This is a genomic window from Colwellia sp. C1TZA3, from assembly GCF_007954265.1.
Taxonomy (GTDB): domain Bacteria; phylum Pseudomonadota; class Gammaproteobacteria; order Enterobacterales; family Alteromonadaceae; genus Cognaticolwellia.
Window position 1 is genome coordinate 182152 of the sequence record NZ_VOLS01000001.1, and the last position, 24090, is coordinate 206241.

Annotated in this window: 19 protein-coding genes; 7 read left to right on the plus strand and 12 right to left on the minus strand. The window is 39.9% G+C overall.

Annotated features, from left to right (window positions below; genetic code table 11):
• Positions 1–132: 132 nt before the first annotated feature.
• From ilvA to ilvG, 5 genes are all read right to left on the minus strand, one after another.
• A complete protein-coding gene (gene ilvA / locus ESZ39_RS00810) occupies positions 133–1713 on the minus strand; it encodes a threonine ammonia-lyase, biosynthetic (protein ID WP_146877888.1) in 1581 nt (526 codons plus the stop codon).
• Entirely contained in the window at positions 1710–3581 is a 1872-nt protein-coding gene (gene ilvD, locus ESZ39_RS00815) for a dihydroxy-acid dehydratase (protein WP_146877889.1), read from the minus strand. The genes ilvA and ilvD overlap by 4 nt, the downstream gene beginning before the upstream one ends.
• Positions 3582–3861: 280 nt before the next feature.
• Positions 3862–4788: a branched-chain amino acid transaminase gene (locus ESZ39_RS00820; RefSeq protein WP_146877890.1), complete on the minus strand. Its 927-nt coding sequence runs from the start codon at positions 4786–4788 to the stop codon at positions 3862–3864.
• 113 nt (positions 4789–4901) lie between these two features.
• A complete protein-coding gene (ilvM, locus tag ESZ39_RS00825; protein WP_146877891.1) occupies positions 4902–5144 on the minus strand; it encodes an acetolactate synthase 2 small subunit in 243 nt (80 codons plus the stop codon).
• Positions 5144–6808, minus strand: coding sequence for an acetolactate synthase 2 catalytic subunit (ilvG, locus tag ESZ39_RS00830; protein ID WP_146877892.1), 1665 nt, complete (start codon positions 6806–6808; stop codon positions 5144–5146). The genes ilvM and ilvG overlap by 1 nt, the downstream gene beginning before the upstream one ends.
• A gap of 525 nt (positions 6809–7333) precedes the next feature.
• On the opposite strand from ilvG, the gene ESZ39_RS00835 reads away from it, so the two are divergent.
• Positions 7334–8857 carry a YifB family Mg chelatase-like AAA ATPase gene (locus ESZ39_RS00835; protein WP_146877893.1) on the plus strand — a complete coding sequence of 508 codons (1524 nt, stop codon included), beginning with the start codon at positions 7334–7336 and terminating at the stop codon, positions 8855–8857.
• Positions 8858–8875: 18 nt separating this feature from the next.
• On the opposite strand, the gene ESZ39_RS00840 is transcribed toward ESZ39_RS00835, so the two are convergent.
• The 3 genes from ESZ39_RS00840 to ilvY form a co-directional block, all read right to left on the minus strand.
• The gene (locus tag ESZ39_RS00840) at positions 8876–9310 is read right to left on the minus strand and encodes an aspartyl protease family protein (RefSeq protein ID WP_146877894.1); all 435 of its coding nucleotides are present in this window, start codon (positions 9308–9310) and stop codon (positions 8876–8878) included.
• The gene (locus tag ESZ39_RS00845; protein ID WP_146877895.1) at positions 9291–9701 is read right to left on the minus strand and encodes an aspartyl protease family protein; all 411 of its coding nucleotides are present in this window, start codon (positions 9699–9701) and stop codon (positions 9291–9293) included. Before ESZ39_RS00845 ends, ESZ39_RS00840 begins: the two co-directional genes overlap by 20 nt.
• A gap of 332 nt (positions 9702–10033) precedes the next feature.
• Complete coding sequence (gene ilvY, locus ESZ39_RS00850; RefSeq protein ID WP_146877896.1) at positions 10034–10909, minus strand: HTH-type transcriptional activator IlvY; 876 nt, start codon at positions 10907–10909, stop codon at positions 10034–10036.
• Positions 10910–11082: 173 nt separating this feature from the next.
• On the opposite strand from ilvY, the gene ilvC reads away from it, so the two are divergent.
• Together ilvC and ESZ39_RS00860 are read left to right on the plus strand one after the other, a co-directional pair.
• The gene (gene ilvC, locus ESZ39_RS00855; protein WP_146877897.1) at positions 11083–12567 is read left to right on the plus strand and encodes a ketol-acid reductoisomerase; all 1485 of its coding nucleotides are present in this window, start codon (positions 11083–11085) and stop codon (positions 12565–12567) included.
• A gap of 109 nt (positions 12568–12676) precedes the next feature.
• Positions 12677–12994, plus strand: a complete 318-nt coding sequence (locus ESZ39_RS00860) for a pyrimidine/purine nucleoside phosphorylase (RefSeq protein WP_146877898.1) — start codon at positions 12677–12679, stop codon at positions 12992–12994.
• An 81-nt stretch (positions 12995–13075) separates the two neighbouring features.
• On the opposite strand, the gene proB is transcribed toward ESZ39_RS00860, so the two are convergent.
• Complete coding sequence (gene proB, locus ESZ39_RS00865; RefSeq protein WP_146877899.1) at positions 13076–14182, minus strand: glutamate 5-kinase; 1107 nt, start codon at positions 14180–14182, stop codon at positions 13076–13078.
• 434 nt (positions 14183–14616) lie between these two features.
• Between proB and ESZ39_RS00870 the strand changes: the two genes are divergently transcribed.
• Entirely contained in the window at positions 14617–15522 is a 906-nt protein-coding gene (locus tag ESZ39_RS00870) for an acyltransferase (protein ID WP_146877900.1), read from the plus strand.
• The gene (locus tag ESZ39_RS00875; RefSeq protein WP_146877901.1) at positions 15522–16778 is read left to right on the plus strand and encodes a mechanosensitive ion channel family protein; all 1257 of its coding nucleotides are present in this window, start codon (positions 15522–15524) and stop codon (positions 16776–16778) included. Before ESZ39_RS00870 ends, ESZ39_RS00875 begins: the two co-directional genes overlap by 1 nt.
• On the opposite strand, the gene tesB is transcribed toward ESZ39_RS00875, so the two are convergent.
• Complete coding sequence (gene tesB, locus ESZ39_RS00880; protein ID WP_146877902.1) at positions 16762–17619, minus strand: acyl-CoA thioesterase II; 858 nt, start codon at positions 17617–17619, stop codon at positions 16762–16764. The two genes, ESZ39_RS00875 and tesB, sit on opposite strands and share 17 nt — an antisense overlap.
• Before the next feature lie 255 nt (positions 17620–17874).
• On the opposite strand from tesB, the gene ESZ39_RS00885 reads away from it, so the two are divergent.
• Positions 17875–18129 carry a hypothetical protein gene (locus ESZ39_RS00885; RefSeq protein WP_146877903.1) on the plus strand — a complete coding sequence of 85 codons (255 nt, stop codon included), beginning with the start codon at positions 17875–17877 and terminating at the stop codon, positions 18127–18129.
• A 311-nt stretch (positions 18130–18440) separates the two neighbouring features.
• Here ESZ39_RS00885 and ESZ39_RS00890 read toward each other — a convergent pair whose 3' ends face one another.
• Positions 18441–20276: a hypothetical protein gene (locus tag ESZ39_RS00890; RefSeq protein WP_146877904.1), complete on the minus strand. Its 1836-nt coding sequence runs from the start codon at positions 20274–20276 to the stop codon at positions 18441–18443.
• A 225-nt stretch (positions 20277–20501) separates the two neighbouring features.
• Positions 20502–22283 carry a DUF885 domain-containing protein gene (locus ESZ39_RS00895; protein ID WP_146877905.1) on the minus strand — a complete coding sequence of 594 codons (1782 nt, stop codon included), beginning with the start codon at positions 22281–22283 and terminating at the stop codon, positions 20502–20504.
• A 733-nt stretch (positions 22284–23016) separates the two neighbouring features.
• Between ESZ39_RS00895 and ESZ39_RS00900 the strand changes: the two genes are divergently transcribed.
• Positions 23017–24030, plus strand: a complete 1014-nt coding sequence (locus ESZ39_RS00900; protein ID WP_146877906.1) for a GGDEF domain-containing protein — start codon at positions 23017–23019, stop codon at positions 24028–24030.
• Positions 24031–24090 lie beyond the last annotated feature (60 nt).

The following is a 24090-nucleotide window of genomic DNA, read 5'->3' on the forward strand; positions in this document are numbered from 1 at the left end:
AAATTTTATGACGCCGTAGTTTTTTACTCTAACCATTAATTATCTGCTCATTTAAGAGTCTAGCTAATATACGACATTACAAAAAAAAGCAGCTTTACGCTGCTTTTTTACAAAAATCACACTAAGGAAAAATCAGGTGAGAAAGGCTTGATAAGCCTGGTTGTCAGTTTCTTCTTGCCACTCATAATCTAGCGTTTTTAAATGAGCAAAAAAATCAGTTTCCTGTGTTTTTTGTACTTCAAAGCCTGCTAATACCTGGCCAAAAGCTGCACCATGATTACGATAATGGAACAAGGTAATGTTGTAATGCTCACCCAAAGTATCTAGAAATTTCTCTAACGCGCCAGGGTATTCAGGAAATTGAAAGCGAAAAATACGCTCTTGCGCTGACAATTCATTTTTACCGCCAATCATGTATCTCACGTGCAGCTTAGCCAATTCATTTTCCGTAAAATCAGCTAACTCATAACCTTGTTGCTGCAAGCTTTGGCTTAGATTTTCTCGGTCAGTCGCTTCACCACTTAGGCGCACACCAACAAAAATATTGGCACGTTGTGTTGGGCTTGCCACCTCAGCGTTATCGGCATAACGGTAATTAAACTCAGTGATCACCCGTCCTGAAAGTGCCTTACAAAAGTTTCTAAAGCTACCTTTTTCTTCCGGAATTTTGACCGCAAACACAGCTTCTTTTTGCTCACTCAATTCACAACGTTCTGAAATATATCGCAAGGTATGAAAGTTCATATTAGCGCCAGAAAGAATAGCGACTAAAGACTCATCACCTTGACTAGTACGACAATATTTTTGTAATCCTGCTAAGGATAATGCGCCAGCAGGCTCTGCGATCATCCGCGTTTGCTCAAAAATATCTTTTATCGACGCGCAAATTTCATCTGTAGTAACTGTTATCACGTCGTCACAGTAATGCTTAATTAAATCAAAGGTATGCTCACCAATGCGCTTAACAGCCACACCATCAGCAAATAAGCCAACTTGCGCCAAATCAACCGGTTTACCGGCGGCAAATGCTGCTTTTAAACAGGCAGAATCTTCAGCTTCAACACCAATAACTTTAATATGGGGTTGTAATTGTTTTAGGTAAACCGACATGCCCGCCAACAAACCACCACCACCAACGGGAATAAAAACCGCATCCATGTGAGGGTGTTGTTGTAATAACTCTTTTGCCACCGTGCCTTGGCCAGCAATAATATCAACATCATCAAACGGCGGCACCACAGTTTTATTTTCAGCCAATGCATAAGCTCTGGCAGCTTGTTGCGCTTCGTTAAAGTTCTTACCTACTAAACGCACCTCAGCGCCAAAACGCCGAACATTATCTACCTTAATGTCAGGTGTAGTAATCGGCATAACAATGGTCGCTTTAACACCCATTTTATCAGCCGCTAATGCTAAGCCTTGTGCGTGATTACCTGCCGATGCAGCAATAACACCGTTTAAGCATTGCTGCTTAGACAAGTTAACTAATTTATTATAGGCACCACGTAACTTAAATGAATGTACCGGTTGTTGATCTTCTCGTTTAAGTGAAATTTGATTGCCTAAACGTGCTGACAACTTAGTGAATGGCGTTAACGGTGATTCAATTGCCACATCATAAACTGGCGCAAGCAATATTTTGCGTAAATAGTCTAAGCCTTGGCCTTGTATAGCCTGTGCTTCAACTAAGGCTACTTGTTCAGCATCAGTCATTGATTTTCACCATTGAAGTTACTATCTAATAATTCACGATTGCGCACAGCCCCTTTGTCGGCACTGGTTGCTAGCATAGCGTAGTTTTTCAGCGCATAACTGATCGGGCGTATACGATTAATAGGTTTCCAAGCATTTTTACCTTTAGCGTTCATAGCATTGCGACGTTGGCTTAATTCTTCTGCGCTGACCTTTAATTCAATAACGCGATTAGGAATATCAATATGAATAATGTCGCCTTGCTCTACTAAGGCAATAGTACCGCCACTGCCTGCTTCAGGAGAAACATGACCAATAGATAAACCAGAAGTCCCTCCTGAGAAACGACCATCAGTTAATAACGCACAAGCTTTACCTAAGCCCATCGATTTTAAATAGGTTGTTGGGTAGAGCATTTCTTGCATGCCTGGCCCACCTTTTGGCCCTTCATAACGAATAACGACTACTTCTCCAGCCACGACTTGTTTAGCTAAAATACCAGCGACTGCGGCGTCTTGGCTTTCAAATACATGAGCCGGTCCGGTAAAGACTAAGTTTTCATCCGATACCCCTGCCGTTTTAACAATACAGCCATCAGGGGCAATGTTACCGCCTAACACCGCTAAACCACCTTCTAAGGAGTAGGCATTAGCGAGTGAACGAATACAGCCGTTAGCACGGTCGTCATCTAAGGTATCCCAACGACAACTTTGGCTAAAGGCTTTAGTGGTGCGAATGCCAGCAGGGCCGGCACGAAAGAATTCTTTTACTTTTTCGTTCTTGGTTAAAGTAATGTCGTACTCTGCTATCATTTCGTCAAGCGTTAAACCTAAAACGTTTTTAATATTGGTGGTTAATAAATTAGCCCGTGCTAACTCACCTAAAATAGACACCACACCACCGGCGCGATGTACATCTTCCATATGATACTTGGGTGTAGAAGGGGCCACTTTACATAACTGCGGCACGATACGAGATAAACGGTCGATGTCTTTCATGGTAAAATCAACATCAGCTTCTTGCGCTGCGGCGATTAAATGCAATACAGTATTAGTCGAGCCGCCCATAGCAATATCTAAACAGGTGGCATTTTCATAAGCCGCTTTATTGGCGATATTGCGGGGTAATGCTGACTCGTCATTTTCTTGATAATAACGCTTACTTAACTTAACAATCTCTTTACCGGCGTTGACAAATAATTGCTCACGATCAGCATGAGTTGCTAGCATTGAACCATTACCTGGTTGTGCTAGCCCTAACGCTTCTGCCAAGCAGTTCATTGAGTTTGCGGTGAACATACCTGAACAAGAACCACAGGTAGGACAGGCTGAACGCTCTACTTGGTCACTTTGCGCGTCAGATACTGATGGATCAGCGCCTTGAATCATGGCATCAACTAAATCCAGTTTGATAATTTGATCAGAAAGCTTAGTTTTACCCGCTTCCATCGGGCCACCAGAAACAAAAATGACTGGAATATTTAAGCGCATTGCCGCCATTAACATCCCTGGGGTAATTTTGTCACAGTTTGAAATACAGACCATGGCATCAGCACAATGCGCGTTTACCATGTATTCCACTGAATCGGCAATTAAATCACGTGAAGGCAAGCTATAAAGCATGCCGCTATGACCCATGGCGATACCATCATCAACCGCGATGGTATTAAACTCTTTTGCTACTCCGCCAGCACCTTCAATCGAACGGGCAACCAATTGGCCCATATCTTTCAAATGCACATGACCAGGCACAAATTGCGTAAAGGAATTAACGACAGCAATAATAGGTTTACCGAAATCACCATCTGTCATACCCGTTGCGCGCCAGAGCGCACGAGCTCCAGCCATATTACGGCCTTGAGTAGAAGTGGCTGATCTTAATTTTGGCATGACCTTAGTTCCTATATATATGTGGCTATTAATAAGCGCAATAAATGTTAAAAATTATGTTAAAAATTCACTCGACAATGGGCTTTTAAAATAACTATTATTTTTTGGATTTGTTCAGCGTTTATCAACCAGCGAACACGGCTCACTTGAGCGACTAGCATTGGGTTAATATGGGCCTATCGCCAAACTAATTAAAGCCCCCAACGTTGATGGTATGGGGGCGAACTCAGCTAGTACTAAATACAGATTTAATTGCTTTACTTAGCTTGAGAATTAAACCTTATTCTACGTTATCTAACCAACCTTCAGGCACTTCGGTACTACCGTCAAAAATACCAAAAAATGCGGCTTGAAGCGCTTTAGTCATAGGACCACGGGCACCATTACCTACCGGCAAACCATCGACTGACTTCACGGGTACCACTTCAGTTGCGGTGCCACACATAAAGAATTCATCGGCGAGATATAAAGATTCACGAGAAATTGATTCTTCACGCACTTCGTAGCCTAACTGCTTGGCAAGGAAAAATACGGTGTCACGCGTTAAACCTTGTAGAATTGAAGCGGTACCTGGTGGGGTATAAATAACGCCTTTGCGAATTAAAAATAAATTTTGACCTGCGCCTTCACTGACCATGTTGTTCACATCTAAAGCCACACCTTCGGCATAGCCATGGCGAGCAGCTTCAGTAGAAATTAACTGTGAAGACAAATAGTTACCACCGGCTTTTGCTGCGGTTGGCATAGTATTAGGCGCAAGTCTGTTCCAACTTGATACCCCCACTTCAACCCCATTTTCAATAGCATCAGCACCTAAGTAAGCTTCCCAGCTAAAGGCGGCAATCATCACATCGGCGACGGCGTCAATCGGTGGGCGAAGACCCATGCCAATATCACCTAAAAAGGCTAAGGGCCGTAAATAGGCAGATTTTAAATTGTTTTTTACCACAGCATCTTTACACGCTTGAATGATTTCTGCTTTCGTGAAAGGGATGTTCATGCGATAAATTTTCGCTGAATCAAATAGGCGGTCGATATGTTCTTCTAAACGAAAAATACAAGTGCCTTTGTGGGTATCATAAGCACGAATACCTTCAAATACTGATGAACCGTAATGTAGAGCATGACTCATGACATGCACCGTAGCATTTTGCCACGGCATGAGTTCTCCATTAAACCAAATTAGTTCTGCGTTAACTTTTGCCATTTTTTTTCCTAAATTTTATGCGTATCAATCAGCTAACTTTAAAAAATAGCTTAACTAATTAACCTATATTGGTGGTTGTCATTGGTTTTAATCTAACATTGTGCTCTGCACTGCTAGGATGCGCTATTGTCTACCTTGACTTCTTTGATGTCGATCAGTTTATTAATTTGATCAACCAAAAGTTCGATAGGACGTTCACTTCTGACCAATAATTCAATGGTGCCTATGTTGGTGCCCGTGTTAACTTTTGCATTCATGCCACTGATTAAAAAACCGCGATAGCGGGTCACTTGTAAGATTCGTTCAAGTACTACTTGCTTATCATCCGCTGTTATCATTAATTGATAGTTATTCATTAGCTGCTCTCCATCATTTTATCGTTAGCGGTATTCGGTGGTACAAGCGGCCAAACATTTTCTTGTGCATCAATTTTAACTTGCAGTAAATAAGGCCCATCGTGTTCAAGCATCTCTTCAATAGCGGCGCTTACTTGTGACTTTTTGGTGATCATTTTTGCTTTAATATCAAAGGCATTGGCTAGCATAATAAAGTCAGGGTTATCCGCTAAATCAGTTTCACTTAATCGGCCATTGAAAAATAGGTCTTGCCATTGGCGCACCATACCTAACTTGGCATTATCAATAAGTACGATTTTAACTGGCAATTGAAAGCGCTTAATCGTTGACAACTCTTGCACATTCATCATAAAAGAACCATCGCCTGAAACGGCAATAATACAGTCGGTTGGTCGACTCACTTGTGCACCCACTGCTGCAGGTATACCAAAGCCCATGGTACCCATACCGGCGCTGGTTAAAAAGTTACTTGGATCGTCAAATACCATATGTTGTGCTGCCCACATTTGATGTTGACCAACATCGGTTGTTACGCAGCTATTTTTTGGCATCTTGTTACTAATTTCATTTAACACGGCAGGCGCAAAAATTGACTCTCCTGGGTGATTATAATCCCAAGCAAAGTTGTTATCCATCTCCTGACAAACCGCTTGCCAAGGTGTAATAGCTAACGGAATGGCTAGTGCAGGTAAGTTAACCTTTAAATCACCTAATATTGACGCATCGGCAATTCTGCGTTTATTAATTTCTGCGGTATCAATATCAAAGTGAATCACTTTCGCATGCGGCGCAAATTCATTTAACTTACCGGTAACGCGATCATCAAAACGCGCCCCTACTGCAATCAATAAATCACATTCTTGTACCGCTATATTCGCTGCCTTAGTACCATGCATACCCAACATGCCAAGGTAATTTTCATCTTCAGGGTCAATAGCGCCTAAGCCTTTCAGCGTAGAAACGCTCGGCAAACCTGTTATTTTGGCAAAGTCTCGTAACTCATCGATGGCGTTGGCCATACCAACACCGCCGCCAACATAAAGAATAGGTTGCTTAGCTTGGTTTAATAAAGCGATAGCACTACCAACGTTCGCCGGTGGTAATTTCACTTTGTTTTTCAAGTTAACTAACTCATCTAAATAGCGATTAACTTCTGTAATTTGAATGTCTTTAGGAATATCAACTAATACAGGTCCTTGTCTGCCTTCTAACGCAATAGCAAAGGCTTGGTGTAGGACCTTTTCTAAATCATTAATATCGGTAACTTGAAAAGAATGCTTAGTACAGGCAAGTGATAAACCGAAAATATCAATTTCCTGAAAGGCATCAGAGCCCATAGCCGCGGTAGCTACCTGCCCAGTAATGGCAACCACAGGAATTGAATCTGCTAGGGCATCAGCCAGGCCGGTGATCAAGTTAGTCGCGCCCGGGCCCGATGTGGCAAAGCAAACACCAATTCTACCCGATGCTCTGGCATAACCTACGGCAGAAAATGCAGCGCCTTGCTCATGTCGACACAAAAAGTGTTCTACTTTACTATCATACAGCGCATCGTAGATTGGCATTATTGCGCCACCAGGGTAGCCAAAAACATGCTCAACGCCATGCTGCTCTAGCACGTTAAATAATAAGCCTGCGCCGGTTAATTTCTTTTCAGTTGTCATGTGTTAGTTCTACTATGCGATCACATTTTATTCACTGGTTATATATTTTCATAATACCGTGTAACTATCTTGTGATGTACAAGTATGCTCCCAAAAGTTAATAATGCTTGTGCGCTGCGCGCGGTGTAATAACGACAAACCCCCCGGTCCTTGCGGAGCGGGGGGTTTGTTATTTTAAGATTTTTTATTTTCTTTAGCTCAACAATTACCCCCGCGGCGATTTAAGAATCACCACGATGAGGACGTTAATAATCATTGAGCTATAATTTTTCATGTTTATCTATATTTTCTGTCAGTTAATTAGTTTCAGTACTAATAAGCTCTAGCGTGATTAGATTAGTACCATAGCTCTAATAACAAGCGCAAGTATTTTTGTTAGAGTTTTTTAGTGAAAACTATTTTCCTAGTTATAACTGTCATTCTGTCTTTGCTCTACGAGTATATTTTAGTCACTTTATTTTTCGCTAAAACAATTTTACTTAGCTATGCTTATAGTAACTAATTGTTAAAATAAAATGGATTTTTATGGCTTTAGCCTGTGTTTTCAGTCGAGCTCGTGTCGGACTTGAATCGCCCTTAGTCACGGTAGAAGTGCATTTAGCCAATGGCTTGCCAGCCTTTAATATCGTTGGTTTACCTGAAACATCGGTTAGAGAAGCCAAAGATCGTGTGCGTAGCGCCATTATTAATTGCGGTTATGAATTTCCCGCTAAGCGTATTACAGTAAATTTAGCCCCAGCTGATTTACCCAAAGAGGGCGGCCGCTTCGATCTGCCTATTGCCTTAGGTATTCTTGCCGCTGCTGCCCAACTTCCTGAAGCAGATTTAAACCAATATGAATTTGCTGGTGAGTTAGCCTTATCAGGTGAACTGCGCGCTATTATAGGTGAAATACCCATGGCAATGGCCTGTAAAAAAAGTGGCCGGACACTGGTAATACCGACAGTAAACGCCGAACAAGCGAGCTGGGTACAACAAGTAAAAATATTAAGCCTGTCACATTTAAAGCAACTCTTTCCACACTTTCTAAAACAACAAAGCTTGCCACTGGTTCAAACAAGAGTATTACAAGCATATAAAACCAAGAGTGAACATGATATCGCCGATGTTGTCGGTCAACCATTAGCTAAGCGCGCGCTAGAAATTGCCGCTAGTGGCCGTCATAACCTACTATTTATTGGCCCTCCTGGTACAGGAAAAACTATGCTTGCTAGTCGTTTGCCTGGCATTTTACCTCCGATGACCGAGCAAGAAGCGTTGTCCAGTGCCGCTATACAATCGATTTGCCATGAAGATATTAGTCCTGAATCATGGTTAACACGGCCGTTTCGCGCGCCGCATCATACCGCATCTTCAGCGGCCCTGGTTGGCGGCGGCAGTTATCCGCAGCCAGGTGAAATTTCGTTAGCCCATAACGGCGTGCTCTTTCTCGACGAGTTGCCCGAATTTGAGCGCAAAGTGCTCGACGTTTTACGCGAACCGATGGAATCTGGCGAAGTCACTATTTCACGTGCATTGGTCAAACAAACCTTCCCCGCACAATTTCAACTCGTCGCCGCCATGAACCCAAGCCCAACCGGCTTTTACAATGACAAGCGTAGTACACCTGAGCAGGTTTTACGTTACCTCAATCGACTTTCAGGGCCATTTTTAGATCGTATTGATATTCAAATTGAAGTAACTAGGTTACCGCGAGGCATGTGGGCGAACGATGATGGTAAAGGTGAGTCTAGTAGCACTATTCAGAAACGGGTTAGCATTTGCCACCAAAAACAAATTTTACGCCAAGGTAAAGCAAATGCACAACTCAGTAGTGCTGAAGTCAGAAGCTTCTGTCAACTGACCCCTGATGATAATGAATTTTTAGAATTAGCCATTGAAAAGCTCAATCTATCGACCAGAGCTCACCATAAAATACTGAAAATCGCCAGAACACTGGCCGATATGGCAGCGCTCGAGCACATCGAACGTAAGCACTTAATTGAAGCCTTATCATATCGCGCTATGGATAGAATATTACGCCATTTAACCGATGCTATTGCTATTTAATCATGCCATTTTTAATCTTTAAGGTGCAACGATGTGCATATGGCCACCTTTGTAGTCAATGGTAACTATGAAATGTTTAAGCACATCATAGCCAAGTAATCCTTTAATATTTTCCCCTTTCATACGACTGCCAAGCCGACTACCTTGAGAGGAAAGGTTAGCTGATTGGTCTTTACCCGGCACACTAGTGAGTACATTTTCTAATTCATACGGACCAATTTTCATTACTGGCAGGCGAAATACTTCATGAAGACCTGAAGCATTAACCCCATTAGAGATGCCACTCTTTATTTCAAATTTACTCAACCAATCAAAATGCTTGGCCGCTGTTCTTTTCAACATTAGCCCGCCAGAATTACCAGTATCTAGCACTAACCAGACAGATTTTTCATTATTAAGTTGCACATTAACAATAGGCTGTCGTGAATATTTGTCAATATTGCATTTTAACATTGGCTAGTTTTTGCATGTCAATTAAGTCATGGGTAATTAACCGTATTTTTCTCTTTGGGTAATCAAGTTGCACCACAAAGTTGCTGAAAAAACCCGCACCAAGCAGCAGCTGATCACTATGATGCCCAATAAAACTCTCAACAACATTATCTAACAAAAACTCAGTGCCCAGTAAATTAACCAGTACATTATTATAATTTTTTCGGGTTTTAGTACCATAAACCCCCTGCAGTTTAATTTTTTTTCCTGTGTTAAATCCAAGGCCATTTTTTTGCATAAAGGCACTATTAATACTGTTAATTTGCGCACCGGTGTCAAGTATGGCGTAACCGTCAATACCTGATACTGCTACTGGAATTTTGACATGGCCATTAACTAATACCAGTTCCATTAAGTTTGTGATCTTGTTGTGCGCAGGAAAAATAACTCAAGGTAAGGCGCTCGATTGAGCAATAGCTGGCTATTGGGATTGAGAGCAACACAGCCTTGCGCTATTTTAACTAGTACAAGTGAGCAATAACTTAATGGGATTGGTATAACTTAAAATCAATCCATTCGGTGGCCCCAGAGAAAGACAGAGGTGAAAAAAAATATAAAAAACTTAGGCATAGACATCTCAACTTGAACATTTTTATTATTTCCTTATAAAATTTGTATCACTAGATCAAAAAGCTGTATAAATAATTATCATACAATTACTTACTTTATTATTGTATGATAATTTTACTTTATTGCATCAAAAAAAGCCTGAATCAGCGGTTGTTCCCTGCTCTGGTTTAAACAGCAAATACCTAGGTCAAAGGGCTCAATTGCACCGACATCTGCTAAATATTGCACCCGATCTTTCACCGGACTATTTTCTACTACCACTCTTGGCACAATACCAACACCACAGCCCAAAGCCACCATACTGACCAAGGCTTCATGACCCGAAACTGTCGCGTAAATATAGGCTTTACCTTGTTGCTTCTTACGAAACCAATATTCAAAACGTTTTCGTGCTGGGCCATGCTCTGGCAAAATAATCGGTATGTCAGACCAAACAAAGTCTTGCTGAATTTGCTGCTGAACTTGACACACCATGGTGGGGGCGATCACAGACAAGGGTATTTTTGCCAGATGGTGAAAAGTAAAAATGCGTGACAGTTGCTCAGGTTTAGCGGCAATAGCAAAATCAACCGCTTGCTTTTCAACTTGCTCTAATGCATCGGCGGCATCACCGGTTGTTAACATAATTTCAACCAGCGGGTGCTGTTGTCGAAAACGTTCAAGTAATGGTGGCAAGTGACTATAGGCCGCGGTTACAGAACAATAAATATGCAACTTCCCTTGTAATTCAGCTTGTTTTTGATTCAATGAAAGTTGTAGTAACTGCCACTGCTCAAGTTGTTGCTCAGCAAATTGTAAAAACTGTTTCCCGGCCTCACTTAACACCACAGTACGGTTATCTCGGTGCAATAACGCACTGCCTAACTCAAGCTCTAATCGCTGGACAACTCGGCTTAAGGTTGAAGGGCTGACATGATGAAGTTCAGCGGTTTTGCCAAAATGTAATGATTTTGCTAAATCAACAAACATCCGCAATGACTTTAATTCCACGAAAAATCCTTAAAGGTAACTAGCGCTAAGCAACTGTATTGCAAATATTGCAACACTACAATGCAAATATATCATTTTAAGCAACGATATATTTTCGCTATGATAGCGCTAAGGTCAACAAATTGACCACTTAACTAATTTTCTTGGTCAATAACCAAGTACAGGAGAGCAAGATGGCTAACTATTTCAATACCTTGAGTTTACGCGAAAAACTAGCACAGCTGGGTAAATGTCGCTTCATGAATCGTGCAGAGTTTAGTGATGGTTGTAATTTCATTAAAGATTGGAATATTGTTATTGTTGGTTGTGGCGCTCAAGGCCTTAACCAAGGCTTGAATATGCGTGACTCCGGATTAAACATCTCTTATGCCTTGCGTGACGCTGCCATTGCAGAAAAACGCCAGTCTTATCAGTGGGCGAGCGAAAATGGCTTTACTGTAGGTAGCTATCAAGAATTAATTCCACAAGCCGACTTAGTGTTAAATCTTACACCTGATAAGCAACACACGTCTGCCGTTAGTGCCGTTATGCCACTGATGAAAGAAGGCTCTTCTTTAGCTTACTCTCATGGTTTCAATATTGTTGAAGAGGGCATGCAAATCCGCTCTGACATTACGGTAGTGATGGTGGCACCTAAATGTCCTGGTACTGAAGTACGTGAAGAATACAAACGTGGTTTTGGTGTGCCAACACTTATCGCTGTTCACCCTGAGAACGATCCTCAAGGTAATGGTTGGGCTATCGCTAAAGCATACGCTTCAGCGACGGGTGGCGATCGCGCTGGTGTTTTAGCGTCTTCATTCATCGCAGAAGTTAAGTCGGACCTAATGGGCGAACAAACTATCCTTTGTGGTATGTTACAAACCGCAGCCATCTTGGGTCACAAGCAATTGTTGTCGCAAGGTGTTGACGCAGGTTATGCCCGCAAATTATTACAATACGGCATTGAAGGTGTTACTGAAGGTTTAAAGTACGGCGGCATCACCAACATGATGGACCGTTTATCTAATCCAGCGAAAATAAAAGCCTTTGATATGTCTCTAGCGTTAAAAGAGATTTTACGTCCTTTATTTCAAAAGCATATGGATGACATCATCGAAGGTCGTTTCTCTGCAGGTATGATGGCAGATTGGGACAACGGTGACGCTAACCTATTAAAATGGCGTGAAGAGACCGCTGAAACGTCTTTTGAAAAAGCGCCGGTATGCGATACCGAAATTTCTGAGCAAGAATACTACGACAAAGGCATTTTTGTTGTCGCTATGGTTAAAGCCGGTGTTGAATTAGCCTTCGATGCTATGGTTGACTCAGGCATTATCAATGCTTCTGCCTACTACGAGTCGCTACATGAAACGCCGTTAATTGCTAACACTATCGCCCGCAACATGCTATACGAAATGAACGTGGTTATTTCTGATACGGCAGAGTACGGTAACTACCTATTCTCACACGCTGCTGTACCTTTATTGGAAGACTTTGCCAGCAAATTAACCCTAGAAGAATTGGGTGAAGGCTTAAAATCTAGCTCTAATGGTGTTGATAACGCGCGTTTAATCGAAGTTAACGAAGCTATTCGCAGCCATGGCGTTGAAGCTATTGGTAAAGAATTACGTGGCTACATGACTGATATGAAGCGCATAGTTGAAGCAAATAGTTAATAGTTAATAGTTAAAGCATTTATTACAAGCGGTGTTGGCACATTTGGCAATACCGTTTTTTTTATGCAGCGCGAACGTGCTGTTTTAGTAAGAATAAAAAGGAAGATTAATGACACAATTCAATAACGTCAGTATTTCATCAGTGGCCAGTATTTATTTTGATGGCCAAGTGACCAGCAGAAAAGTCACTTTTGCTGATGGCTCGATTAAAACTTTAGGTATTATGATGCCCGGTGAGTATACTTTTGCCACTGCAGAAAAAGAGTTAATGGAAATTCAGCAAGGTACGCTCAGTGTACTATTGCCAGGCAGTGATACTTGGCAAACCATTACCGCTAATCAAGCTTTTAATGTGCCAGCCAATGCGTCCTTTGATGTTAAAGTCAGTGAATTAGCCGACTATTGCTGTTCATATATCGCTGAGTAATGTGGATTAAAAGCTAAAAGCGCTATTAATCATTAAATCAGGGTCTTTCGACTCTGATTTTACCTCACCTAAAATATCCTATTATTGTGCAATTAACACCACCATATCGTCACGGTGCACAACCACCTGACTTGGGCAGCAACCTAGCAGAGCGGCAATTTCATCACTTTTATAACCTTTAATGCGCTGTAAATCTCGAGCATTATATTGGCTAATGCCTTTTGCAATCTGCTGGCCACTTTTAGCATCATAAATATCAAGACAATCACCGGCTTTAAAATCACCGCTAACTTTAGTCACTCCTGATGGCAATAAAGAAGCTCCTTGCTTGGTTAAGGCACTGAGAGCGCCAGTGTCTACTAACACCATGCCATTGCTTTTTAAGGTGTGCTTTAACCAATGTTTACGGGCCCGTGTTGCCCCATGTTGAGCAACAAAGTGCGTGCCTGGGTTATCACCACGTAAAATTTGTTCAAATACTTCGCCACGACTGCCGTTTAAGATATAAGTGTCAATACCATTTTCTACTGCTTTTTCTGCTGCTTGAATTTTTGTTTTCATTCCGCCGGTAGCGATAGGATTATTGGTGGCACCAGCCATGGCATAAACTGACTGGTCGATTTTAGCGATAACAGGAATTAACTTAGCTTGTGGATTTAAGCGCGGATCTGCCTCAAATACACCATCAACATCACTTAAAATAAATAAACTGTCTGCTTCACTGACTAAGGCAACCAAGGCTGCTAAATTATCATTATCGCCAACTTTTAACTCTTCTGTTGCCACCGTATCGTTTTCGTTAACAATAGGAATAACACCATTAGCTAGTAGTATTCTTAAGGTATTTTTAATATTAATATAACGTTGACGATCTTTTAAATCCCCGTGAGTTATCAACAACTGGCTGCACGGCAGATCAAAAAAACGTTGCCAATTCGCCATCATTTTCATTTGTCCAACGGCAGCCATTGCCTGTTTGGTCGGAATTGAAGGGTTAGGAGAGCCGTGCGCAATCAAACTTCTGCCCGCGGCAACGCTGCCAGATGAAACCAAAATAACTTCTTTACCTGCTTGCTGACATTGGCTGATAAAGCGAGCAATGGCAAGGATATACTTGCCGCTACAGCCCTTGGCATCTGGAGCCACCAAAGCACTGCCAACCTTTATCACCACACGTTTAAACTTCATGATAACCCCCTATTTTTTATTTACTTAGCTTGCCTTGAAACGTAGTTGCTTGGCAATTAATTTATAGCTATATCTGCTATTTTCTCAGGCTTTATGAAATTAACTTCCCTAAGCTATTATTTTGCCATGTTAAAATGGTAATTTATTCAGCAAAAGCCCTTGGTAATAAATTTATGATGCGTTTTCATCCAACTGACTTTTTCTTTGCTAACACCAATATCTATTGAACTTACTGTCAGCCTTGCTTGGCAAAGCTGGTATTAAATACTATTTTTTTAGCTTTCGTCACGATTTCAAGCTGCACTACAAATAAGGCTGCTCTAGGTTTTTTATCACCTATCCAACAAGTTTTTAAATATTTTTACTGAAAACAAGGCTAAAACCCATTAAGATTATAAACAGTAATTATCGTCTTGAAAGTTTTGGTTTTTTATATGCTACATTTTTTACCTGGCCCAATTATTGGCTGTATCTCTGTTATTTTGTATATTGCCAACACTATACTCTGGCTTATACCCATACTTATATGCTCGCTATTAAAGGCGTTAGTGCCGTTAAGTCAATGGCAAAAATTTTTTAGTTACTTACTGGATCAGTTGGCCAGTAATTGGGTGCTCTGCAATACTTTTATTCAAAAAGTATTCACCAAAACTAAAATAAATGTCACGGGTTTAGAAAAGTTAAAAATGAAAGACTGGTACTTGGTGATTAGTAACCATCAAAGCTGGATTGATATCCTAGTATTACAACGAGTGTTACACGGTAAAATACCCTTCTTAAAGTTTTTTCTAAAAAAAGAGTTAATTTATGTCCCTTTACTTGGCTTAGCTTGGTGGGCCCTCGACTTTCCTTTTATGAAACGTTATAGCCAACATTTTTTAAAGAAAAACCCACATCTTATCGGCAAAGATATCGAGACCACAAAAAAGGCCTGTGAAAAATTTAAACACAAACCCGTTAGTGTAATGAACTTTATTGAAGGCACACGCTTTACAGCAGAAAAACACCAGCAACAAAATTCGCCATTTCAACGGCTATTAAAACCAAAAGCTGGCGGCATTGGTTTTGTACTGCAAGCAATGAAAGGTAACCTGAGTAAAGTGGTTAACGTAACTATTTACTATCCTGATGGCGCACCAAAATTCTTTGACTTCTTGTCAGGAAAGATTAAACAAGTAAACATTGCCATTGAAACTCAAGATATTGATGACTCACTCAAGGGTGATTATGTCAATGATCGGGCTTATAAAATTCAATTTCAGAAATGGGTTAACCAACTTTGGCTTGATAAAGATAAAAAAATGATCCAGCTTGAAGCACAAGCTAAAAAGGATATGTAATGCAGGCAATAATCACCTCATGGTTAACTGAACAGGGCATTCATGCGCCATACATAGTGTTAAGTAGCGTTATTATTGGTTGTTTATTAATTTTATTATTATGCAGTGTTAGCTTTTATATCGCAAAAAACTATGTGCTTGCACTTATTCATAAATTAATTAGCACATCAAAAAACACATGGGATGATCACTTATTTGATCATCACGTATTTTCACGTATCTCACTACTGGTGCCTTTTGTATTATTGTTATTACTGACACCCTTTTTTCTAGATGCTGAGTCATTGCTCGCTGTTGTTCTAATGGTGTTTGCAAAAATTGGTATTTGCTTTCAGGTTGCGCGCAGTATTAGTGCCGTACTTAATGTGATCAATAGTCTTTATCAACAAAAAGCTAGCGAACGCTATTTACCATTAAACTCGACCTTACAGGTCATTAAACTGGTGGTTTATTTAGTAGCAACAATACTGGCAACTTCGCTATTATTAGACCGTTCACCACTGTATTTACTCAGTGGTTTAGGTGCCTTAACTGCGGTGTTAATTTTAGTCTTTCAAGACACTATTAAAGGCTTAGTGGCCAGTATTCAAATCTCAGCTAACAAAATGGTCGCCCCTGGCGATTGGATTGAGTTACCCAAATATGGTGCTGATGGCGATGTCATTGAAATAGGGCTCAATACTGTAAAGGTGAAGAACTTTGATAATACTGTAACAACAGTGCCTACTTATGCCTTAACTAGTGATTCATTTAAAAACTGGCGTGGCATGCTGAACTCAGGTGGTAGAAGAATAAAACGCGCTATCGTTATTGATCTTAGTAGTATTCGATTTTATAACCCCGAACAACTTGAAACACTAAAGTCAGTACAACTTATTACGGGATATATTACTGAAAAAAAAACTGAAATTCGTCAACAAGCGACACAGGTAGCAAGCGGTAGTGCCGCCGCTATAAACACTCGGCAGTTAACCAATATTGGTACCTTTCGAGCTTATATTAGCGCCTATTTAAAACAACACCCAAAGGTTCATCATGAAATGACTTGTATGGTCAGGCAACTACAGGCAACAGAGGTCGGCTTGCCGCTGGAGTTATACTTTTTCAGTCGTGATCAAGATTGGGTTAACTATGAAGCAATACAAGCGGATATATTCGACCATCTATATGCTGCCGCGCCACTTTTTCATTTACGAGTGTTTCAACACCCCAGTGGCTACGACTGGCAAAATGCCAAGGCTAACGCTGACGCATAACGCCTTCTTGCATAGTAGAGGCGACTAATAGACCTGCTCGGTTAAATATTTGCCCTCTTACTAAACCTCGACCACTACTCGCTGACGGACTATCCATACAATAAAGTAGCCATTCGTCCATACGAAATGGGCGATGGAACCACATCGAGTGATCGATAGTTGCCAATTGAAAATTTGGCTGCCAATAGCTTACCCCATGTGGAAATAAGGCGGTTGGCAAAAAAGAAAAATCCGAGGTATAAGCTAATAAATAGGTATGAATACGAAGATCATCAGGCAAGCTGCCATTCGATTTTATCCACATCTGACACTTAGCAGCCGTTCTTTCTGGTTTTAGCCAGTTATACTGCTCTACAGGTCTTGTTTCGATCGGTTTCTCAGATAAAAATTTACCACGAATTTCTTCTGGAATTGACGCTTGATGGTCAAAAATAAAATCTGTATATGACTTTAGCTCTTCAGGACCAGGCACCAATGGCATAACATCTTGGTGATCAAAACCCTCTTCTTGCTGCTGAAATGAGGCAGTCATGTAAAAAATAGCCTGACCATTTTGAATAGCATTAACACGTCGAGTGTTAAAACTGCGGCCATCACGAATGTTTTCTACTTGGTAAACCACAGGTTTAGTGGCATCGCCCGGTCTTAAAAAATAGGAATGGAATGAGTGCACATTATGGGTTACCGACACAGTTTCTTGTGCTGCTGATAATGCCTGCCCCATCACTTGGCCACCAAATAACGCTTTAAAACCTAAATCTTGACTTTCACCGCGATAAATACCTTGCTCTATTACTTCTAGTTTTAACAGCGCAGAAAGATCTTTTAATACCTGACTCATAAAAATTTAACTCTAATTAATCGTGACTAATTAAAAGCATTATAACCTGCTATCGCTTTAAAAATAACGTACTAAATCTTTAAACTTACACTTTTGAAAAAATATCAGTAAAAATAATATTAGCCTAGCGATAAAATGGTTAGCAAACAGTAACAACTTAATGATTGATATTAAAAAAAATATAAGCTATGTTACTTTAACTAGATACATGATATTTATAACATTATGTCTTAGCAATATAGAAAAGAGGCCATCGTGCACGCAGTTTTTGAACCAGAAATATTATTAGAAAGACGCCAATATACACCGCAACAAACAAACTTGTGGGATAAATTGTCGCTGGCGCAAAAATTTGCTACCAGCAGTCTGACACAATTTGGTTATGACCTATCTTTTATTCGTCATACTAAATCTGGTAATATCGCAATTTTGTTATGCGACAACAATACCGCAACAATTTCTGATGATGGTGAAATTAATACCTTGCACAGTGTTATCATTAGAGCTTAGTTCAACCCCTTATTTAAATAACCAACAGCCATTAATAATCGTGGCTGTTTTGCGATGTCATTGACAATGGTTGTGTAATACCAAGTTAATTAATAATACCAGTTCCATTAAGTTTGTGATCTTGTTGTGCGCAGGAAAAATAACTCAAGGTAAGGCGCTCGATTGAGCAATAGCTGGCTATTGGGATTGAGAGCAACACAGCCTTGAGCTATTTTAACGAGTACAAGTGAGCAATAACTTAATGGGATTGGTCTAATAAGCTGCAGCGATAATAATTAAATAAATGGCCACACCTAGTCAGCATTATACTGCTATTCCTTATTATCAGAACATTCACTCAATCGAGAAAGAAAAACATAGGGATCAATATCCTGAATGTTGGGTGCAGCAATCGAAAAAATAACATTAACGGAATAATCGCCCAAGTTAGCAAAAAACCGAGTTTTTACTGCCTGCTTTATACGGGTAAATTTAATAAGTACCTGCTCAGGCGTTTGATGTGGACACAAAAACAAGTATTCCCCATCACTGATAACACCGGCATAATCTTCCGCATCAAGGTTTTCATTAATAATAATAGCTAATACTAGGCTAACATCAGTTAAAACTTTACGATTAAAGCGAAAACTGAGCTCCTGCCAGTTTTCAACCTTTAAATAAGCGACTGAAATATTGTATTGATACTTTCTTGCCACTTTATATTGCTGTTGATACCAACGTTTGGTTTGAACAGCTTGTGTTAAATAGGTTTGAGGTAACTCTATTTCATCATAGCTACGATTAAGTCGCTTACGATGTTCTTGGAAGCAAAAATAAATGATAAAAATCACCGTACAACCTAGCATGCTAGCAAGTAATATAATCCACCTTTGTTGGCGATTATATTTTTCAGTAAACACCAAACTCAGCTGGCTTTTTTCTGCTAAATTCAAGGCTAATTTTTTAGCTTTATTACTGGCTAATGTAGCGATAGCTGCCAATGAATTTTTTACACTGACCTTTGGGTATAACGCTTGATATAAGGTTAAATAATGCTTTTGTGCTGCGATTGCCTGCTCAAATTGCTTTTGTTGACTGTAGTAGTCTGTCAGCAATAAAAACAAGACTATTTGCTGTGGTGACAGCACCACACTTTCGGCTAAAGACTGAGTAGATAGCAGCATAGCATCAGCTTCTGTAGGCTTATCCAAAGCATACAAGACTTTTACTAAAGCAATTTGTGCGGAGAGTTTAAACCTGACTAAATTATGCTGATTAAAAACGGCTTGGGCATTAAGCAAACGCGCTTTTGCCAGCTTAAACTGCTGCTGCTGGTATAACACTTGCCCTAAACCCAGTTCGGCATAGGCGGCGCGAATAGGCAATTTATATTGTTTGGCAAATTGTAGAGACTGCCAAAACGCATTATAAGCGTCATCATATTGTTGTAATTGATAATAGGCATTCGCAACTAAATAATAGCTGCGGGCAATACCTGCTGTTCTCGAGGTATCTGTACGTAATTGTAATACGTGATTGAGCAGCTCTACCGCATTACTATATTCTGATAAATAGAAATGCGCTTCAGCAATAATTTCTAGGAGGGTGATCTGATCAACACTTTGCCGATTTTGGCTCAGTATATTTTCAACTTTAGTTAACGCTTTTACCGCTAACGCATAGTCATCATTTAAAGCATAAGCCACCACTGAATAAGCCAGTGCCTGCACATGATAATTCATATTACTGGCTTGCTCAGCCAACCATGCTGCTTTTTGGGCAGTCTCTCTTAACTGAATATATTTACCTTGTGCATAATAACCGCGAGCAACTTTCAACAATAAGTTTAGCTGTAAATCGACATCAGCCTGCTCTGTTTCGCTACCATATTGGGCAAATTGCAATGCTACTGACAAGTTACCGCGATTAAATGCCACATCTGACAATAAAGAAAATGCTTTGGCAACCATGTAATGGCTGTACTGATTACCGTTGTTTACCACCGCTTGTGCAACGTCAACAACATCTTGAGTAATCAATAACTCTTTATCTTGAAAATAATAAGCATCAAGCAATTGACGATAGCTTTTATCGCTGCGAATTGAGTCCGTATGGCCAGTAAGCGCAACACAAAAACTGATTAAAATACCCAATAGCATTCGCTTCATTGCAACTTGACTTCCTATTATGGCTTAAAAATTGTCTATTTTTTAGGGTGAAATTTATACCATGTAATAATGTAAATATAAGATCAGCTTTGTAGCCTTTTATGCTCAGTTTGTCACTTTATTCGCTTAGCTAATCTGAGCATACTGAAAACATAGCTTATCTTAAGTTATCAACTGGTCGTTATTATTTCTAACAACCTGTCGCTACTGTCTTTTATTGCTGCATTAATCTACGCTTAATAACTCGTCCTGTTTAGCCTTTTTTTCTGCAACATATTCAAAAATTACATTTTCTAACATTGATAATGGCATCGAGCCGTTTTTTAAAACTTGATCATGAAACTCTCTTAAATCAAAGTGTTGACCTAACGCTTGCTCAGTCATTTTACGAAGCTTTTTAATGGTTAATTCGCCCATTTTATAAGACAAGGCTTGGCCAGGCCAAGAAATATAGCGGTCAATTTCAGTTTTAACATTGTGCAGCGATAAGGCCGTATTGTTGGCTAAATAGTTCATCGCTCGCTCGCGACTCCAGCCTTTCGCATGCATACCGGTATCAACCACCAGTCGACAAGCACGCCACATTTCATAAGTTAATCGGCCAAAGTTACTATAAGGGCTTTTATAAAAACCCACTTCTAAGCCCAAATACTCGGAATAAAGCCCCCAACCTTCGCCAAACGCTGAGATATAAGTATTATTTCTAAATTTAGGCACGTGCTGCATTTCTCGGGCAATTGAACCTTGTAAATGATGACCTGGTACCGCTTCATGTAAGGTTAACGCCTCTAGAACATATAAGGGTCGACGGTCTAAACGATAAGTGTTCACCCAATAATTACCTGCCTGATCATCTCTTGATGGGCCAGAATATCGTCCAGTGGTATATTTAGGGGCGATGTTAGCGGGTACCTCAATAACGCCATAAGGTGTGCGTGGTAAAATTTTAAATAACTTAGGTAATTGAGCATCCATTTTTTTCGCTATAAATGAGGCTTCTTTTAACAATCCCTCTGGGCTGGTGGCATAAAATTGTTTATCGGTACGCAAAAAATGGACAAAATCAGCAAAGCTGCCGGTAAAGTCTAATTGCTGAATAATATTATCCATCTCAAGCCTGATGCGTTTCACCTCTGCTAAACCTGTGTTGTGCACCTCATCAACTGAAATCGGCAAGGTAGTATAATGCTGTAACCGATTGAGATAATAATTTTCGCCATTAGGTAAAGAGCTGGCAGCGATATTTGTTCTCGCATTGGGTTGGTAACGTTGCACCATATAATCATAGTATTTTTGATAGCTTGGCATAACACGGGCTAAAATAATGTCGGCAGCTTGTGCTTGTAGTTCCAACTTAAGTGCTTGGCTAAAATACTCAGGCAGCGCTAAAAACGGCTGATAATAGCTGCTTAACTTCGCGTCTGTTTTTATAAAAGCTTGAATCGACTCTTCAAAACCTTGTAAGACTATTTTAGGTTGGGTTATACCGTCTTCAATGCCTTTATTCATCCAATAAATTTGCTGAGAAAAATATCTTGGTAAGGCGCCTAATCGAGCGAGATAGTCACGATAATTTTGTTCTGTTTTAAAACTCGCTTGGCTTTTAATGCGACTGATCCAAACATGAAAACCTGACTCGGCCGTTAGCGGCATGTAATGCTCTTTATTGGTATAACTATCCAATTGATTTTTTATCGTGTACGACAAGACCGCATGATTAATCACCTCATCCTGCTGAAGACCTTGAACGGAAACTTGTGCTAAACGTTGATAAATAGCACGTAAATCTTGATCTTGCTGCTGTAGAGTCTTTGGCGATAAATCAGGTAATTCGCGATTAGTTTCGCCAGCAATATCTTGATTAAATGGGCTTTGTTGGCTCTTAAAGTCCTGATAGTCTTTAATGACCTGTGCAAGATCATGGTTTACTAAGCTGACTTGCAGCTTTGACGACTGACAAGCCATAACAAAAAATAGTACAAATAAGGTGATTAATAACACTTTCATAATAAAATCTCGGCAATTAATTTACATAGAAAACTCAATAATTAAATACCATAACAAAACATAAGTATTTATAAAGAAAAGTTTTCTCTGCCACAATAATTTTCTAATCGTGCTTCTTTAAATCGACTTGAATACCTTTGATAATCCACTAATTTAAACTTACCGCCCCCTGTTTATTTATAAAATTAATTGAGGCGACAACAATCCTGACACAGGGGGCTTATACCAATTTCATTAATTAGGCGGTCTACTTTATTCACAGGAAAAACGACCAAATACAAGGCATTTATTTCAATAACTAGTTGTTATAATTATTAAATAAATAACGCAGTAGTCGGTTTTTTTAACCAGGTGAAATGATCAAATAATTAATGAGATTGGTATTTCACTTAGAAATTAGCCACTGCGCTTAAAAATACTGGTTTGTACAAGTTAAGAAAGGCTAAGGTGAACAGGTTCATCCTAGCTGATTAAACACATCGGTTTAACTAGGTCTACATTGAAGATAACGCCATAAATGCTTAAGATAAAAAGAAAAAAAGGCCAGTGCTATCACTACCAAGAAGGATAAGCCTTTATCGGCTTGCCTGTAACCAGCTAGGTAAGAGGTAGACCAGTATGATTAGCTTTATTGTTGTTTTTAATACTTTTTATTGTGGTACTTTCACTAAAATTATTACAGAATAGCTTTCCAGCTATTATTAGCAAATACCGTAGATCAAAGGTTGGCATAATGAAGTACCATGATTCTATAGTAACAGCCGAAAAAAAAATGCATGCTGCGATAAAACAATTACAGTTATGGCATATAGCGGCGACGCCGATTAATTACGCGGTAAGTTACGCTTATCTTAATAAGCATTCAAAACGACTTAATGCCGTCATTGAAAAACAATTAGCTTGCGTTAAAAGGCTTGATAATTTCTTTTTGGAACAAACATACAACCAATATATTTTAGTGCAAAGTGCCTTTCGAGGTGAGTTAATTGACGACATTGATGAAGTATTAATCGATTTACAAGCCAACAGTAAACAATCTTCCTCTTGTACCAAGCAATTAGTAACTCAACTGGATGATAATATTACCCGTTTAAACTCTACTGATAAACGCGAAATACTTATTGCAATTAAACAAATCCGCCAGACAACACAGCAGTTCAAACTCGAACAAGAAAAAATTGTTGAGCAACTACTGGTATCAACACAGTCAACTGAGGCATTGCGCTTAGAATTAGAGGATGTAAAAAAAGAAATTTATTTAGACCCCTTAACGGGGTTATATAATCGTAAAGCTATGGCAAAACATTTAGACCTTTGGTTGTCTGCTGACCCCAATAAGCAGGTGGCGGCGATAGTGATTAATATTGATCAGTTTTCACAGATGAATGAAAGTTTGGGCCCACTGATCAGCGACGTGTTACTGACAAAAATAGCCAATAAAATTAGCAGTTATGTTGATGAAAGTGGTTTACCGATAAGATCTGCCGGTGATGAATTTTTGATCTTGCTACCTGATGTTGAACGTAGTATGGCCGGCGAAATTGCTGAAAAAATTCGACAGAGCGTAGAAAAACTAAGGTTTATTAGCAGTAAGTCAGGTACTCGCTTACCGCAAATAACCCTCAGTATGGGGGTCAGTGATTATAATGTCACCACAAGTGCTAATAACATTATCAGCCAAACCCGTGCACTTATTAGCCATCATGCTAAGCGCCAAACTAATCACGTTAGTATCGCACATAGTTAATTAATCACTGAGTGTTATACCAATCCCATTAAGTTATTGCTCACTTGTACTAGTTAAAAT

What these genes read in the sequence shown, in the direction of transcription:
- proB (WP_146877899.1), bottom strand. Translation starts at nt 14,182, where the DNA reads ATGAAGTTTAAACGTGTGGTGATAAAGGTTGGCAGTGCTTTGGTGGCT.
- ilvM (WP_146877891.1), bottom strand. Translation starts at nt 5,144, where the DNA reads ATGAATAACTATCAATTAATGATAACAGCGGATGATAAGCAAGTAGTA.
- ESZ39_RS00895 (WP_146877905.1), bottom strand. Translation starts at nt 22,283, where the DNA reads ATGAAAGTGTTATTAATCACCTTATTTGTACTATTTTTTGTTATGGCT.
- ESZ39_RS00875 (WP_146877901.1), top strand. Translation starts at nt 15,522, where the DNA reads ATGCAGGCAATAATCACCTCATGGTTAACTGAACAGGGCATTCATGCG.
- ESZ39_RS00820 (WP_146877890.1), bottom strand. Translation starts at nt 4,788, where the DNA reads ATGGCAAAAGTTAACGCAGAACTAATTTGGTTTAATGGAGAACTCATG.
- ESZ39_RS00845 (WP_146877895.1), bottom strand. Translation starts at nt 9,701, where the DNA reads ATGGAACTGGTATTAGTTAATGGCCATGTCAAAATTCCAGTAGCAGTA.
- ESZ39_RS00835 (WP_146877893.1), top strand. Translation starts at nt 7,334, where the DNA reads ATGGCTTTAGCCTGTGTTTTCAGTCGAGCTCGTGTCGGACTTGAATCG.
- ESZ39_RS00900 (WP_146877906.1), top strand. Translation starts at nt 23,017, where the DNA reads ATGAAGTACCATGATTCTATAGTAACAGCCGAAAAAAAAATGCATGCT.
- tesB (WP_146877902.1), bottom strand. Translation starts at nt 17,619, where the DNA reads ATGAGTCAGGTATTAAAAGATCTTTCTGCGCTGTTAAAACTAGAAGTA.
- ESZ39_RS00840 (WP_146877894.1), bottom strand. Translation starts at nt 9,310, where the DNA reads ATGTTAAAATGCAATATTGACAAATATTCACGACAGCCTATTGTTAAT.
- ilvA (WP_146877888.1), bottom strand. Translation starts at nt 1,713, where the DNA reads ATGACTGATGCTGAACAAGTAGCCTTAGTTGAAGCACAGGCTATACAA.
- ESZ39_RS00870 (WP_146877900.1), top strand. Translation starts at nt 14,617, where the DNA reads ATGCTACATTTTTTACCTGGCCCAATTATTGGCTGTATCTCTGTTATT.
- ilvG (WP_146877892.1), bottom strand. Translation starts at nt 6,808, where the DNA reads ATGACAACTGAAAAGAAATTAACCGGCGCAGGCTTATTATTTAACGTG.
- ESZ39_RS00860 (WP_146877898.1), top strand. Translation starts at nt 12,677, where the DNA reads ATGACACAATTCAATAACGTCAGTATTTCATCAGTGGCCAGTATTTAT.
- ilvC (WP_146877897.1), top strand. Translation starts at nt 11,083, where the DNA reads ATGGCTAACTATTTCAATACCTTGAGTTTACGCGAAAAACTAGCACAG.
- ilvD (WP_146877889.1), bottom strand. Translation starts at nt 3,581, where the DNA reads ATGCCAAAATTAAGATCAGCCACTTCTACTCAAGGCCGTAATATGGCT.
- ESZ39_RS00890 (WP_146877904.1), bottom strand. Translation starts at nt 20,276, where the DNA reads ATGAAGCGAATGCTATTGGGTATTTTAATCAGTTTTTGTGTTGCGCTT.